Source organism: Flavobacterium ponti (assembly GCF_042652765.1).
Classification (GTDB): domain Bacteria; phylum Bacteroidota; class Bacteroidia; order Flavobacteriales; family Flavobacteriaceae; genus Flavobacterium; species Flavobacterium ponti.
On record NZ_JBHSGW010000002.1, the window covers coordinates 300,945 to 315,384 of the forward strand.

14 protein-coding genes are annotated in these 14,440 nt (G+C 29.9%); 8 read left to right on the plus strand and 6 right to left on the minus strand.

Going from position 1 to position 14,440, the window contains the following annotated elements:
- Positions 1 to 61 precede the first annotated feature (61 nt).
- From ACFO3U_RS03975 to ACFO3U_RS03990, 4 genes are all read right to left on the minus strand, one after another.
- Positions 62 to 1,621, minus strand: coding sequence for an SGNH/GDSL hydrolase family protein (locus ACFO3U_RS03975; RefSeq protein ID WP_379738436.1), 1,560 nt, complete (start codon positions 1,619 to 1,621; stop codon positions 62 to 64).
- A gap of 18 nt (positions 1,622 to 1,639) precedes the next feature.
- A complete protein-coding gene (locus ACFO3U_RS03980) occupies positions 1,640 to 2,887 on the minus strand; it encodes an OmpP1/FadL family transporter (RefSeq protein WP_379738437.1) in 1,248 nt (415 codons plus the stop codon).
- Positions 2,888 to 3,013: 126 nt separating this feature from the next.
- Positions 3,014 to 3,775: an alpha/beta fold hydrolase gene (locus ACFO3U_RS03985; protein WP_379738556.1), complete on the minus strand. Its 762-nt coding sequence runs from the start codon at positions 3,773 to 3,775 to the stop codon at positions 3,014 to 3,016.
- On the minus strand, positions 3,775 to 4,488 hold the full coding sequence (locus tag ACFO3U_RS03990) for a pyridoxine 5'-phosphate synthase (protein WP_379738438.1): 714 nt from the start codon (positions 4,486 to 4,488) through the stop codon (positions 3,775 to 3,777). The genes ACFO3U_RS03985 and ACFO3U_RS03990 overlap by 1 nt, the downstream gene beginning before the upstream one ends.
- Positions 4,489 to 4,576: 88 nt before the next feature.
- On the opposite strand from ACFO3U_RS03990, the gene ACFO3U_RS03995 reads away from it, so the two are divergent.
- The 8 genes from ACFO3U_RS03995 to murI all read left to right on the plus strand — a co-directional run bounded on the left by ACFO3U_RS03995 (position 4,577) and on the right by murI (position 12,756).
- Positions 4,577 to 5,236: a CBS domain-containing protein gene (locus tag ACFO3U_RS03995; RefSeq protein WP_379738439.1), complete on the plus strand. Its 660-nt coding sequence runs from the start codon at positions 4,577 to 4,579 to the stop codon at positions 5,234 to 5,236.
- 2 nt (positions 5,237 to 5,238) lie between these two features.
- Positions 5,239 to 6,123, plus strand: a complete 885-nt coding sequence (locus ACFO3U_RS04000) for an NAD kinase (RefSeq protein WP_379738440.1) — start codon at positions 5,239 to 5,241, stop codon at positions 6,121 to 6,123.
- A 119-nt stretch (positions 6,124 to 6,242) separates the two neighbouring features.
- Entirely contained in the window at positions 6,243 to 6,938 is a 696-nt protein-coding gene (porG, locus tag ACFO3U_RS04005; protein WP_379738441.1) for a type IX secretion system protein PorG, read from the plus strand.
- The gene (locus ACFO3U_RS04010; RefSeq protein WP_379738442.1) at positions 6,935 to 7,672 is read left to right on the plus strand and encodes an isoprenyl transferase; all 738 of its coding nucleotides are present in this window, start codon (positions 6,935 to 6,937) and stop codon (positions 7,670 to 7,672) included. Before porG ends, ACFO3U_RS04010 begins: the two co-directional genes overlap by 4 nt.
- Complete coding sequence (gene bamA, locus ACFO3U_RS04015; RefSeq protein WP_379738443.1) at positions 7,608 to 10,340, plus strand: outer membrane protein assembly factor BamA; 2,733 nt, start codon at positions 7,608 to 7,610, stop codon at positions 10,338 to 10,340. Before ACFO3U_RS04010 ends, bamA begins: the two co-directional genes overlap by 65 nt.
- Before the next feature lie 34 nt (positions 10,341 to 10,374).
- Positions 10,375 to 11,370: an OmpH/Skp family outer membrane protein gene (locus tag ACFO3U_RS04020; RefSeq protein WP_379738444.1), complete on the plus strand. Its 996-nt coding sequence runs from the start codon at positions 10,375 to 10,377 to the stop codon at positions 11,368 to 11,370.
- A gap of 25 nt (positions 11,371 to 11,395) precedes the next feature.
- Positions 11,396 to 11,908: an OmpH/Skp family outer membrane protein gene (locus ACFO3U_RS04025; protein WP_379738445.1), complete on the plus strand. Its 513-nt coding sequence runs from the start codon at positions 11,396 to 11,398 to the stop codon at positions 11,906 to 11,908.
- 68 nt (positions 11,909 to 11,976) lie between these two features.
- Positions 11,977 to 12,756, plus strand: a complete 780-nt coding sequence (gene murI / locus ACFO3U_RS04030; RefSeq protein ID WP_379738446.1) for a glutamate racemase — start codon at positions 11,977 to 11,979, stop codon at positions 12,754 to 12,756.
- Between the two features lies 1 nt (position 12,757).
- Here the strand turns inward: murI and ACFO3U_RS04035 are convergent, their stop codons facing one another.
- Together ACFO3U_RS04035 and ACFO3U_RS04040 are read right to left on the minus strand one after the other, a co-directional pair.
- Positions 12,758 to 13,276, minus strand: coding sequence for a gamma carbonic anhydrase family protein (locus ACFO3U_RS04035; RefSeq protein WP_379738447.1), 519 nt, complete (start codon positions 13,274 to 13,276; stop codon positions 12,758 to 12,760).
- A gap of 53 nt (positions 13,277 to 13,329) precedes the next feature.
- Positions 13,330 to 14,334, minus strand: coding sequence for a PorP/SprF family type IX secretion system membrane protein (locus tag ACFO3U_RS04040; protein WP_379738448.1), 1,005 nt, complete (start codon positions 14,332 to 14,334; stop codon positions 13,330 to 13,332).
- Between the last annotated feature and the right edge of the window lie 106 nt (positions 14,335 to 14,440).

The window sequence follows — 14,440 nt, forward strand, 5'->3', positions numbered from 1 at the left end:
TTTTAAAGATAAAAAAAAGACACCAAAAATGATGTCTTCTTTTAATAATTTTATATTTAAATTAATTTGTAGCCACAATATTAATTCCAGGGAAATATGATGGATTTAAAAATGGCATATTAGATTTATAATGAGAATTAATTACTTTTATAATTTCATTAGCAATAACTGCATAACCTCTAGCATTTGGATGAACACCATCTAATGAGAATAAAACTTTATTTTCAGTTGCTGCACCACTAAAATAATTTGCAGTATAAATAGAACCATCTACTGAACGTAAACCACCTACTAAGTTATTTAATATTAAATTCATGTCTGCAACAGCTAAATCTTTTGAAGATGCAATAGATTTGATTGCTGCATTATAAGCATTAGTTGCATTTGCAATTGCAGTTTGTTCTGAAGGAATTAATAAATGTTGATCTTGTAATGGGTAAGTAATACCATATTTATCTAAAGGTGCTGGTATTCCTGCAGGAGCAGTACCAATAACACCACTTGTAGTTAGTAACACTAAGTCATCAGCTGTCGCTTGACGTGCTTGTCCAAAAATACTACCATAGAAAGCAGCAGTTTGTGCTCCTAATGAAGGAGTAAATGCCAATGTCAATTGAGCTGATAAATCTGTTAAAGTTTCGTCTTTAATTAATAAAGGATTACCACCTGTTGTGCTTAACAAATTAATCCTTGAACCTGCTCCAAAAACAGTTAAGGCTTGTTTCAATGGACCATATAATTGTGCATTCAATGCATTTATTGTTGCTTCTCCTGTTGGAACACTTCCAGCTCCTAAAGTTGAAGCAGTTAAAGGATTATAAGGTACTGTAGTAAAGAAAGGAATTGATGTTACACTTGGAATTGTAGCTACAACTCCTTTTGCTCCATTAGCTGTTAATTGATCAACAATAGTTGAATATACACCAGCAAATAATGCAGGGTCTGTAATATCATTTGAACCATATTGAGTTGCATCTGGATTACCTGTTCTATCAACTCCTATTCCACCAGTAGTTGCATAAGACAGTACATCATTTGCACCAATCCAGTTTGTAAAGAATGTTGGGTTTTTTGAAACTGCATCTCCTAAAACAGTTGAAGTGTTAGAGGTTGCATGTCTAACATAATAAGGATTTGCTAGTCCTAAAGCGACACCAGCTGGATTACCATATCCAGGAGCTAATAAATGAAATGATTTTGCACCAGGTACACCCATATTGTTATAAGCAGTCGCTTGAGGAGTTAATGTAATTGTTGATGTTCCTGCTAATGATTGAGGAGCTCCAACTGAAGCATTAATAACTAATCTTGTATTAAAGCCAGGTAAACCAGAGATACCACCTAAATTATTAACATCTTCATCATAAGATGGTTGAGTAAAAGTTCCTCCACCAACTGTTGCAAATTGTTGAGCTAATAAATTTGGAAAAGAATTTGCTTGACTTCCTCTTGAAACTGTACCGTCCATATAGCCAGCCGTCAGTGAGTTTCCAACAGCAACATAAGTTGAGAAATCAGCTTCACCAGCAGTATAATTTGCGTTTACTTCATTTTCAAATTCTGGTTCACAAGAAACTAATCCAGCAACCAAAATAGATAAGTATATAAATTTATTTTTCATTTTTAATAGAATTTTTAATTAAAAGCTGTAAGTTATTCCTACACCTGGAGAGAAAACTGATGATTTATATGTTCCTCCAAAATCTGGGTTTGGAGTTCCTGATACTGGATCTGTTGAATAATTGTATGAGTTATCAATTTCATCAAAATGTAAATATAATAACGAAACATCAATTCCAAATTTTGGATTTACTTGATAAGTTAAACCTCCTGTATAACCCATTGAATCATTTCTTGGTGTTTCTGGAGCAAAATAGCCGTCTTGAACAGGGCTTTCATCAAAGTACCAACCAGCTCTAAAAGTAAACTTATCATTAGCTACATATTGAGTACCTATTCTATAAGTACTTGAATTTTTGTAGTTTCTTGGGTTTAAAGATTCTGTACCGTTAGCAAACTTAACATCTAATGCTTGATAAGCACTCCACATTACATAATTGTAATCAAAAGCAACCATCCACTTATCTGTAACTTGATAAGATAAACCAGTTGTAACTTCAGCAGGTAAAGGTAAATCTGCATCAAAAGTTGTATTTGGTATTTGGTTAAAATCTGGTAAATCAGCATAAGTTGCATCACCATCTCTAGCTTCCATTATTATTTCAGAACGGTAGTTGAAACCTAATCTTAACTTATCACTTGGATTAAACATAAAACCAACATTATATCCCCAAGCAGAAATTCCTGTTGCATCTAATGTAACATCAGAACCACTTCCATTTGCTGATAACAAAGGATTGATTGATAAATTTCTATTAAAATTTACAGAACCTGTTGCATAAATTGGTCCACCACCAAAACTGAATTCATCACCAATTCTTATAGAAACTGTTGGTTGAACAAAAATGGCTTTTAAATCAATATTATTGACCAAATGTGCTCCTTGCCAATCTTGATCCCATTCTACCGCGCTTCCATAAGGAGAATAGACTGCTAGACCAGCTGTTAACCAATCTGTCACTTTATAAGTTGCATAAACATTAAATGGTGTTCCTACATTGTCCGAGGAAGCTTTCCAATTATATTCAGAATTTTGAAATCTTGTTTTTGAAAACAAAGCACTTCCACCTACCGATAAATTAAACTTATCTTTTAAATAAGCCATACCTGCAGGATTAAAAAAGGCTGTTTCAGCACTATTAACTACAGCAACACCTGTGTGTCCCATAGCCAACTGTTTTTGACCTTGAATACTAACTCTATATCCTCCTGCGAAAACAGTAGAGCTTGCCAAAGCAAAAATTGTTAAAGAAAGTAATTTTCTCATAATAAAAGTTAATGTGTTAGTTTTTTTTTGAATTTGTTAAAAGCAATACTTCAAAATTACTACAAATTATGAATTTTACAATTTTTTTAACAAAAAAATTATGCATGCATAGTAAATTAACTTTTTCTATTTAATAAAATCCATTGTTTTATTAAAAAATTCTGAGGGATTTTCAGCATGTAACCAGTGTCCTGCGCTCGAAACAGTCTCAATTTCTGCATTTGGAAAATGGTTATGTATGGTTTCAAAATCTGATTCTAACACATAATCAGATTTTGCACCTTTTAAAAAGAGTGTTGGTTTTTCAAATTTATTTGATTCAGGTAAAGCTTTACCTATTTCTTCAATTTTTTCATTAAAAACAGCTAAATTAAAACGAAATGCTAGTTGTTCTTTATCTTTCCAATACAAGCTTTTTAGTAAAAATTGTCTTGTTCCAAAATCTGAAATATATTTAGAAACTGTTTCCTCAACTTCACTTCTACTTGGCTTTTTAGAAAAATCAACTGCATTTAAACCAGCTAAAATTGGTTGATGATGTTGAGGATAAAACTTTGGACCGATATCTGCAATAATTAGTTTTTCTACTAATTCTGGTTGTAAAGTTGCTAAAAGCATAGCTGTTTTTCCACCCATTGAATGACCTAAAAGAATAATGTTTTCTAAATTATGATAATCGCAATATACTTTTACATCATTAGCCATATCTTCATAACTAAAATCATCAGAGTGGAAACTTTTTCCGTGATTTCTCATGTCCAACATATGAACTTGAAAACTTTCTTCAGCAAATTGAGAACCTAAAGTTTTCCAATTATCAGACATACCTAAAAAACCATGGAGAATTACAAATGGTTTTCCAGCACCTTCTATTCTTGAATGTAATATCATTTTAATTTATTTAAATACATGTTCACCACATTGTCAAAACCTAAATACAAAGATTCAGCAACTAAAGCATGACCAATTGAAACCTCCAATAAATCTGGAATATTTTGTTTAAAAAATTGAATGTTATCCAAACTTAAATCGTGACCAGCATTTATTCCTAGTCCTAACTCATTAGCTTTTAAAGCTGATTCTACGTAAGCATCAATTCCTTTTTTGTTTCCTAAACCATATTGATGTGCAAATTCTTCCGTATATAATTCAATTCTATCTGCTCCAGTGTCTTTTGCTCCTTCAATCATTTGAAGGACTGGATCTACAAAAATTGAAGTTCGAATATTATTATTTCTAAATTCTTGAATTACTTCTTTTAGAAAATCTTTATTCTTAATCGTATCCCAACCAGCATTTGAAGTTAATGCATCATCAGCATCTGGAACTAAAGTAACTTGAGTAGGTTTTATTTCCAAAACCATATCCATAAATTTCTTAACTGGATTTCCTTCAATATTATATTCAGTATATACAACATCTTTTAAATCATAAGCATCTTGATACTTAATATGTCTTTCATCTGGTCTTGGATGAATAGTGATTCCTTGTGCTCCAAATTGTTGCAAATCTTTAGCTACTTGAAGTACATTTGGCACATTTCCACCACGAGAATTTCTTAAAGTTGCAATTTTATTAATATTTACTGATAACTTTGTCATAACTTTGTTTTTTAACTTTACAAAAATACAAAGTCTAATAAGTTTAGGATTGTATTTTTTTGATTATTTTGCAAAAGAAATAAACCATATGCACAATTTAATAGATTATATAAATTTCGATATTAAACCTTTAAAAACAACTCAAACAATTGCAGATGCACAAGACTTGTTTTTAGAAATTCCTTATTCACACTTTCCTGTAAGCGAGAATAACATCTATATTGGTTGCATTAAAAGTGAAGATGCATCTTTAATCAATGAAAACAGTTTGATTAACGAAAATAAATTTAATTTCGAACGCTTTTTTGTAAGAGACACTATGATTTGGCTAGATGTTTTGGAAGAATTTGGCAAAAACGATTGCAACATCATGCCTGTTTTGAATGAAAAAAACATCTATTTAGGTTATTATGAATTAGAAGATGTAGTAAAGTTTTTTCAAGAAAGTCCATTTATAAAAGAAGAAGGAGGAATTATTGTGGTTCAAAAACCAAAAGCTGATTATTCTATTAGTCAAATTAGTCAAATTGTGGAAGGAAATGGAGGTAAACTTTTAGGATTGTTTATTTCTAATATTAGCGAACAATTAGTTGAAATCACCTTGAAAATTTCTCAAAGCTATATGAATGAAATTCTGCAAGGTTTTAGAAGATATGATTATGTAATTATTTCAGAACATCAAGAAGATTCTTATTTAGAAAACCTGAAAGAACGCTCTGATTATTTAGACAAATACCTTAACATCTAGTAATGAAGATAGCTATTTTTGGACAATATTATCAAAACAATACTATTGAAATCATTAGTAAAGTTATTCACGTACTTGAAGAAAAGGGTGCAGAAATTTTCTTTATTGAAAATTTTTGGAGTGTCTTAAAAGAAAACCACACATTCAGCAAAGATTTTAAATCATTTAAAGATCATACTGATTTAAATAATGATTTTGATTTTTTAATCAGCGTAGGTGGCGATGGAACAATATTGAGAGCCGCAACTTTAGTAAGAGACAAAAATATTCCAATAGTTGGTGTAAATGCTGGAAGATTAGGTTTTTTAGCAACCGTTCAAGAAGAAAATATTGAAACTTTTTTACCAAAATTATTTTCTAATGATTTTAAAATTTCAAAAAGAACGCTACTTAGTCTAAAATGTTCTCCTTCAAACAAAGATTTAGAAGACATTAACTTTGCACTAAATGAAATAACTGTTTCAAGAAAAGATACTACTTCAATGATTACTATTGAAACTTATCTTGATAATGAATATTTGAATTCGTATTGGGCAGATGGTTTAATTATTGCAACACCAACTGGTTCAACAGGATATTCATTAAGTTGTGGTGGACCGGTTTTAATGCCTGAAAATTCTAGTTTAGTTATCACACCAATTGCTCCTCATAATTTAACAGCAAGACCATTAGTTATTCCAGACAACATTGAAATTAAATTAACTATTTCTGGAAGAGAAGATCAATTTTTAGTTTCATTAGATTCGAGAATTACTACTGTAACAAAAGAAACATCTTTAACTATTAAAAAAGCTCCTTTTGAGATTAATATGGTTGAGTTTTTTGAAGAAGGGTTTTTAAAAACCATCCGAAAAAAATTACTTTGGGGAGAAGATAAAAGAAATTAAAAACTCTTTTACACCTAATTATATTACTTTTCATTTTTTTACGTTAGTAATATTGATTAAAAAAATGCTTCTTTATGAAGTTAAAACATCAATATTGTTATATTTGCAATCTGAAAAAAATGAAAAGACTAGTTTTATACATATTTTTTATAGCATTTTTTAATTCTTCCAAAGCACAAATACACGAAGTTGGTGTGTTTCTTGGAGGAACAAATTATGTTGGAGACATTGGAAAAACAAACTATATAAATCCTAATGAATTGGGAATTGGGTTCATCTATAAATGGAATAAAAGTGAAAGACATTCCTACAGATTTACCTACATGCAAGGAAATATTAAGGGTAATGATTTAGATTCCAAAGTGCCAAGTAGACATTTAAGAGGATATAGTTTTACAAACACTATTAAAGAAGTTTCAGCTGGTTTAGAATTTAATTTTTTTCCATTTGATTTGCATCAATTTGACATGCAATATACTCCTTATGTATTTACAGGTGTAAACTATTTTTGGCATAATGATTTTGAAAGCGATGATATAAATGCAGGAAAAGGTTTTGACAAAGGAAGATCTTTTTCAATTCCAATGGTTTTAGGTTTTAAAGCAAGAATTGCGCATTCTTTTATTTTAGGAATTGAAGCTGGAGCACGATACACTTTATCTGACAATTTAGATGGAAGTAATTCTCCTAATGATAATTATGAAAGCATTCGTTTTGGAAACACCAATAGTAATGATTGGTATATGTTTACTGGTATGACATTAACCTACACGTTTGGAGAAAATCCATGCTTTTGCCCTCAAGGAAAAAAATGAATTATTTAGAACAAATAGACGACAAAAAGCTTCCCAACCATTTAGCAATTATAATGGATGGAAATGGTCGTTGGGCTAAACAAAAAGGTTTATTAAGAGCTTTTGGTCATGAAAATGGAACAAAGTCTGTAAAAGTAACTGTTGAAACTTGTGCAAAATTAGGCATAGAAAATCTAACATTATATGCTTTTTCAACAGAAAATTGGAATAGACCAAAATTAGAAGTAGACACCTTAATGAAATTATTGATTTCTTCGCTAAAAAAAGAAGAAGAAACTTTAATGAAGAATAATATACGATTAAATGCAATTGGAAATTTAACAACCTTACCCAAGAATGTTTACAAAGAATTGCATGAAGTAATAGACAAAACAAAAAACAACACAAGAATGACGTTGACTTTAGCATTAAGCTATGGCTCACGTGAAGAAATCATTCAAGTTGTTAAAAATATTAGCAATAAAGTTAAAAATAATATAATTTCTGAATCAGCTATTGACGAATCAATTATTAATCAGCATCTTTACACGCATAATTTACCAGATGTAGATTTAGTAATCAGAACTAGTGGCGAACACAGGATAAGTAATTTTTTATTATGGCAAATAGCCTATGCAGAATTTTACTTTACCGATGTATTATGGCCTGATTTTACAGAAAACAATTTGTATGAAGCAATTATTAGTTACCAAAAAAGAGAACGTAGATTTGGAAAAACAAGTGAACAATTATAAAAGAAATTCTCTTTTAAACAACAATATCAAGTTTAGCGCGATATTATTTTTATTTTTAGGCCTTTTCAAAATTTCTGCTCAAGAAACTAATTTTGAAAATGGTAAATCATACATTTTAGCTGATGTTGAAGTCACTGGAAAAGTGAATTATAATCCTCAAACCATAATTACTTTTGCCGGATTAGAAAAAGGGCAAAACATTATTGTTCCTGGTGAAGAAATTAGTGGTGCCATAAAAAAATTATGGAAACTTGGCTATTTTAATGATATTAATGTTTACGTTAATAAAATACAAAATGACAGCATTTATTTAGAACTTAATATCAATGAATTACCTAAACTTGCTGATGTAAAAATCACTGGAGTAAAAAAAGGTAAAATCGAAGAATTAATCAAAGACAATGATCTTAAAAAAGGTAAAATTGTTAATGAAAATTTAATTACTACAACAAAAAATTACATCCAAAACAAATATAAAAAAAACGGGTTTTACAATACTAAAGTTGTAATAAATACTTTTCCTGATTCTACAGAAACAAATGTGGATATGCTTGTAAAAATTGACAAAGGTGACAAAGTAAAAATCAAAAAAATAAGATTTGAAGGTAATGAGCAATTTTCGGATAAAAAATTAAGAAAAGCATTCAAAAATACCAAACAACAAAATCCAATCCGAATCTTTAAAGCGTCTAAATTCATAAAAGACAAATATGAAGAAGACTTAACAAATGTTATAAGTAAATACAAAGAAAAAGGATTTAGAGATGCTAGAATTATAAATGACACTGTTGTTTATAACAAAGAAAAAAACAAAATTTTCATTGATGTAAAACTAGAAGAAGGAAGAAAATATTATTTTGGAGACATTCGTTTCTTAGGAAATACTGTATACACAGAAGATTATTTAAGAAGAATTCTAGGTGTTAAAAAAGGGGATGTTTACAATGGTGTTTTACTACAAAAAAGAATAGCTGATACATCTAGCCCTGATGCTGAAGATATTACAAATTTATACCAAAATAACGGTTATTTATTTTCTAATATCAATACAGTTGAAGTTAAAACTGAAAATGATACAATTGATTTTGAAATTAGAATTAGTGAAGGTCCATTAGCATATTTTAATAAGATAACTGTTGCTGGAAATGAAAAAACAAATGATCATGTAATTTACAGAGAGCTCTTAACTAAACCAGGAAAAAAATACAGTAAAGAAGCTTTAATTAGAACAATTAGAGAGCTAGGTCAACTTGGATTCTTTGACCCTGAGGCTATTGATCCTAAATTTAAAAATGTTGATGCTGCTGCAGGAACTGTTGATATTGAATATAATGTTGTAGAAAAAGGAGCCAGTCAAATCCAATTACAAGGTGGATATGGAGGTGGTGGTTTCATTGGTACTTTGGGACTATCTTTTAATAACTTCTCTATAAGAAATATTTTTAATAAAGATGCCTATAAACCTTTACCAATGGGAGATGGGCAAAAAATGTCACTTAATCTTCAGGCTAGTTCATATTTCAGAACTTATAGCTTGAGTTTTCAAGAACCATGGTATGGTGGTAAAAAGCCTGTTAGTTTTTCAACATCATTATCCCAAAGTAAACAATTCTTATATAATTATTCGACAAGAGATGTAGACAAGTCTCAAAGTTTTACAATCACATCACTCTCTGTAGGAATCGCAAGAAGACTTACTGTTCCTGATGATTATTTTACTCTTTCTCAAGCAGTTTCTTTTCAATATTACAAACTTAATAATTACAATTCAGGTTTATTTACTTTTGGAAATGGTGCCTCTAGAAACTTAGCATATACTGTTGGACTATCAAGAAATAGTAAAGGTCTTAATCCTATCTACCCTACTTACGGTTCAGAGTTTAGCGTTTCTGCAAAATTTACTCCTCCATACTCGCTTTTTAATGGTGTAGATTATGCAACCTTGGGAGACCTTGAAGAAAACAAATATAAATATGAAGGTACTGGTTATATCTATACAGATGATAATGGTACAGAAGTATTAGTTAATAATGGAGATTATTTAACAGAACTCCCTTCAACTTCAAACCCAACACCATCTAAAGCTTATACATATGAAGACGCTGCAGCAGATCCTTCAAAAGTGGACCAAATAAAATATAAATGGCTTGAATATTACAAAGTTAAATTTAAAGCCGATTGGTATACAAAAATTTATGACAAATTAGTTCTTCGTTCTTTAGGTGAATTTGGATTTATGGGAGCTTATAACCAAGATAGAGGTTTAGTTCCTTTTGAAAGGTTTTACTTAGGTGGTGATGGTCTTGCTAACTATTCTTTAGATGGAAGAGAAACAATCCAATTACGTGGATATCCAAATAATTCATTATCTTCGAATGATGGAGGTACTATTTATAACAAATTTTCGTTAGAATTAAGATATCCTATTACTCTAAAATCTAGTGCATCTATTTATGCATTATCATTCTTAGAAGCTGGTGCAGCATTTAATGATTTTAAATCATACAATCCATTCAGCGTTCAACGTTCAGCCGGATTTGGTTTAAGAGTATTCATGCCAGCATTTGGATTATTAGGTATTGATTTTGCTCATGGATTTGATGCAATTCCTGGTCAAACACAAAAAAGCGGATGGCAAACACACTTTATTATAGGTCAACAATTCTAATTTTTGGCCCAAATAAACTAAAATAATATTAAGTATGAAAAAAACAGTTTTATTATTTTTATTTTTAAGTACAACAATTGCCTTTTCTCAATCAAGAGGAATAAGAATTGGTTTTATTGATATGGAATACATTTTAGAGAAAGTTCCTAATTATGCAGAAGCAAAAAATCAATTAGAAATTAAAGCTCAAAAATGGAAACAGGAAATTGAAGCTAAAAAAAATGAAATCAACAAATTAAAAGAAGATTTAAAAATTGAAAGACCTCTATTAACCAAAGAATTAATTGAAGAGAGGGAAGAAGAAATAAATTATCTTGAAACGGAACTATTAGATTATCAACAAAATAGATTTGGGCCTAAAGGTGATTTGATTGTGCAAAAATCTGTCTTAGTAAAACCAATTCAAGATCAGGTATTTACTATTGTACAAGATATTGCAGAACAAAAAAAATATGATTTTATTTTTGATAAATCTTCAGATATGACAATGCTTTTTGCAGCACAACGATATGATATTAGTGACCAAGTTGTTAGACAATTAGTTAGAGCTGAGAAAAGAGAACAATTGACATCTAAACAATTAAAAGAACAAGAATCAAGGGACGCTCTTGAAGATATGCAAGACGAAAACCCAGAAATGGCTGAACGTCAAAAAATATTAGATGAGAAAAAAGCAGCTAGAGAAAAATTAATTGAGGAAAGAAAAGCAGCTTATGAAGCAAGAAAAAAAGAAGCTGCAGATAAAAGGCAAAAGTTAATTGATGAAAGAGAAGCTAAAAAAAATGGCACACTAATTGAAGACGATAAAAAGTCTACAACTGATGACAAAATGACTTCAACGGAAGAAAACAAAAAAAATACTTCTGATGAAACTTTAACACCAGCTGAAATAAGAGCAAAAGCTTTAGAAGAACGAAATAAAAAAATAGAAGAACGTAAAAAAGCTGCAGAAGATAGAAGACAACAGATTTTAGACGAAAGAGAAGCAGCAAAAAAGAAAAAAGAAGACGAAAATAAAACCGAAGAATAAGAATTAATTAAAATTAAACACAAAAATGAAACAATTAAAAACAATTTTTATCGCAGTAGCATTTTTAATGAGTGCTCAATTTGTAACTGCACAAACAAAGGTAGCACATATTGATGTAAGCGAACTAATGACAAACATGCCTGCAATGAAGACTGCTCAAACTCAACTTGAGAAAATTCAAAAATCTTACGATAGTGAATATAACACTATGGTTCAAGAGTATCAAACTAAGATGAAAAAATATCAAGGTGATGCTGAAGCTGGTACTGTAACTGATGCTGTTAATGAAACAAGAGCTAAAGAAATGCAAGATATGGGAACTCGTATTCAACAATACAGAGAAACTGCTACAAAAGAGTTACAACAAAAAGAATTAGACTTGGTTAAACCTATCATGGAAAAAGCACAACAAGCTATTCAAAAAGTGGCTCGTGCAAAAGGATACGAATATGTATTAGATGCTTCTAACGGAAGTGGTGTTCTAATGGCAGATGGTCCAAACTTATTAGCTGATGTTAAAAAAGAACTAGGTTTCTAAAAAATCTTACTTAAAATTTAAAAACTGCATATATTAAAACATATGCAGTTTTTTTTTATTTTTGAGTTATGAAAAAAAATAATCCCATTGGACTTTTCGATTCTGGTATTGGTGGAACATCTATTTGGAAAGAAATAAACAAATTACTTCCATTAGAGAATACAATTTACTTAGCAGATAGTAAAAATGCCCCTTATGGATTAAAAAGCAAAGAAGAAATTATTGCTTTAAGCATAAAAAACACAGAATACTTATTAAACAAAAATTGTAAAATTATTGTTGTGGCTTGCAATACTGCTACTACAAATGCAATCAAAGAATTAAGAGCATCTTATGATGTTCCTTTTATAGGAATTGAACCAGCAATTAAACCCGCTGCAAATAATTCACAGACTCATACAATTGGAATTTTGGCCACAAAAGGAACCCTTAACAGTGAATTATTCCATAAAACTTCAGCATCATTCGGAAATATTAAAATAATTGAGCAAATAGGTCATGGATTGGTTCAATTAATTGAAAATGGTGACATCAACACACCAGAAATGTTTGATTTACTTAAAAGTTATTTAAATCCAATGATTGAAAAAAATATTGACTATTTAGTTTTAGGCTGCAGTCATTATCCTTATTTAATTCCTCAAATAAAAAAAATTATTCCTTCAAAAATTAAGATAATTGACTCAGGTGAAGCAGTAGCCAAACAAACAAAAAAAATATTAGCAGAAAATAATCTTCTAAACTCTTTTAATGATAATGTTGAACATTTTTTTCAAACCAATTCAGATCCAAAAGTATTAAAATCTATATTAGACAATCAAGACAATGTTATTCAAGAAGATTTTTAATTTATTCTTCGTCTTTAAACCAACCTGAATACATCACATAATTATTTGAAATACGCTCTATTTCTCCTGCAAAGTCACTTTGGTTAATATCTTTTACTTTTTTGGCAGGAACACCAGCATAAATACATCCTGACTCCACAATTGTGTTCTGTGTAACAACTGCACCAGCCGCAATAATTGAATTACTCTCAACTACACAATTATCCATTACTATAGAACCCATTCCAATCAATACATTATCCTTTATTGTACAACCATGAACTATTGCATTATGTCCTATTGAAACATTATTCCCAATAATTGTTGGATGTTTTTGGTAAGTACAATGAACTATTGCACCATCTTGAATGTTTACTTTATTTCCAATTGAAATGAAATTAACATCACCTCTAACGACAGCATTAAACCAAATACTGCAATTTTTACCAATAGTTACTTCACCAACAATTGTAGCATTCTCTGCTATATAACAATCAGATGGGATATTTGGTTTTTTTCCCTTTATTGTTTTTATTATCATAACAAAAAAAATCCCGCTTATAAAAAACGGGATTATAATTAAATATTTAATAATTAATTAACTGCAGGACAGTTACAATCAAATCTAGTGTTTTTACAGAATAAATCTAAACCAAGAGTAATTTGGTGAAATCCTCCTTTATCAAATTTAACATCTCCAGTTAAATGTGAGTAAGTATAAGCAAACATAAATTTTTTGTAATTTATTCCTAAAATAGGTGTTATATATTGTAATTTTTGTTCCCCAATACTAGCTCCATCTACATAACTTGCTCCATCAAAACTTCTTCTGTAAGATAATCCTCCCCATACTCTACCAAAATCCAAATTTTTATAAAGTTTAAGATTTAAATCAATCGTTTTTTCTTTAGTTTGATCCACATATTGAAACATTGTAGAAGGTTCTAATAATAAGCCATTATCACCTACATTAAATACATATCCAACACTCCAAAGATATTTTCTTAAATTATCAGTTTCAATATCTGTATACAACTCTCTTTTACTAGCTATAACATTTTTAACTGTAAAATGTGTATAAAAGTCTAAATAAAAATAAGAAGCCCCTAAATCAACATTAAAATAAGAATCTTTTTGAACAATTCCACCATTTACAATTGGATCATATGAAGGGTTAGAAAGATAGAATGAAGTCTCATCTAAATTACTTTGAGTTAAACCAGCGTTCATACCAAATGATAATTGATTTAAGTCTAATGTACTTCTTGAAAATCTTAAATGATGAGCATATGAAAGTTTTGCTCCTGTTTGTGTGTGGTAACCATTTCTATCGTTATAAACAATTGCTCCTATTCCTGAACGTTCTCCTACTGAAGTGTTAAAACTTAAAGTTTGAAGCGCAGGTGCTTCATCTTGACCAAACCATTGTTGTCGTGCTGTTAATCTAATTTTTGCACAATCTGCTGCACCAGCCATTGATGGGTGCAACAAATAATAATTATCAGACAGATAATCTGAATAAACTGCGATTCCTTCTTGTGAGAATGAGAACTGTGTAATAAACACTAATAATAATAAGTATCCTCTTTTAAAATTCATAATGTATTATCTTTTTAATGAAAAGTGAGCTTTAAATTGTTTAGGTACTATTGTACCATCTGGTTTAATTTCATAATAATCTACTGTGAACCAATAGTCCGTTGCT

Excerpts from the sequence above, each read along its gene's own strand:
- porG (WP_379738441.1), top strand. The coding sequence starts at position 6,243 with ATGAAAAGACTAGTTTTATACATATTTTTTATAGCATTTTTTAATTCT.
- ACFO3U_RS03990 (WP_379738438.1), bottom strand. The coding sequence starts at position 4,488 with ATGACAAAGTTATCAGTAAATATTAATAAAATTGCAACTTTAAGAAAT.
- bamA (WP_379738443.1), top strand. The coding sequence starts at position 7,608 with ATGAAGCAATTATTAGTTACCAAAAAAGAGAACGTAGATTTGGAAAAA.
- ACFO3U_RS04035 (WP_379738447.1), bottom strand. The coding sequence starts at position 13,276 with ATGATAATAAAAACAATAAAGGGAAAAAAACCAAATATCCCATCTGAT.
- ACFO3U_RS04000 (WP_379738440.1), top strand. The coding sequence starts at position 5,239 with ATGAAGATAGCTATTTTTGGACAATATTATCAAAACAATACTATTGAA.
- ACFO3U_RS03975 (WP_379738436.1), bottom strand. The coding sequence starts at position 1,621 with ATGAAAAATAAATTTATATACTTATCTATTTTGGTTGCTGGATTAGTT.
- ACFO3U_RS04020 (WP_379738444.1), top strand. The coding sequence starts at position 10,375 with ATGAAAAAAACAGTTTTATTATTTTTATTTTTAAGTACAACAATTGCC.
- ACFO3U_RS04010 (WP_379738442.1), top strand. The coding sequence starts at position 6,935 with ATGAATTATTTAGAACAAATAGACGACAAAAAGCTTCCCAACCATTTA.
- ACFO3U_RS03980 (WP_379738437.1), bottom strand. The coding sequence starts at position 2,887 with ATGAGAAAATTACTTTCTTTAACAATTTTTGCTTTGGCAAGCTCTACT.
- ACFO3U_RS04040 (WP_379738448.1), bottom strand. The coding sequence starts at position 14,334 with ATGAATTTTAAAAGAGGATACTTATTATTATTAGTGTTTATTACACAG.
- murI (WP_379738446.1), top strand. The coding sequence starts at position 11,977 with ATGAAAAAAAATAATCCCATTGGACTTTTCGATTCTGGTATTGGTGGA.
- ACFO3U_RS03995 (WP_379738439.1), top strand. The coding sequence starts at position 4,577 with ATGCACAATTTAATAGATTATATAAATTTCGATATTAAACCTTTAAAA.
- ACFO3U_RS04025 (WP_379738445.1), top strand. The coding sequence starts at position 11,396 with ATGAAACAATTAAAAACAATTTTTATCGCAGTAGCATTTTTAATGAGT.